The organism is Dietzia massiliensis, from assembly GCF_018390595.1.
Taxonomy (GTDB): Bacteria; Actinomycetota; Actinomycetes; order Mycobacteriales; family Mycobacteriaceae; genus Dietzia; species Dietzia massiliensis.
Genome location: NZ_JAHBAV010000354.1, coordinates 1 through 331 on the forward strand (window position 1 = coordinate 1; position 331 = coordinate 331).

Genomic DNA, 331 nt, shown 5'->3' on the forward strand with positions numbered 1-331 from the left:
TCCCTGCCCCCCCGCAATTTGGCCGCCACCCGCCCCGCGCGCGCCAGGGGCGTGCCGGATCGCGTTCTCATGTCCCGCCATATGCTGCCCAACGCCATGGTGGCGACGCTGACCTTCCTGCCGTTTATCCTGTGTGGCTCGATCACTACCCTGACGTCGCTCGATTTCCTCGGTTTCGGTCTGCCGATCGGTTCGCCGTCGCTCGGTGAATTGCTGCTGCAAGGCAAAAACAATCTGCAGGCGCCGTGGCTCGGCATCACCGCCTTCCTGGTCTTGGCGGTGCTGCTTTCGTTATTAATCTTTATCGGCGAAGCGGTGCGCGACGCCTTTG

At 62.8% G+C, this 331-nt stretch carries 1 pseudogene; it reads left to right on the forward strand.

Annotated features, from left to right (window positions below):
- Positions 1–81 precede the first annotated feature (81 nt).
- Positions 82–331: pseudogene (locus tag KHA85_RS20750) on the forward strand (ABC transporter permease); the annotation flags it as partial.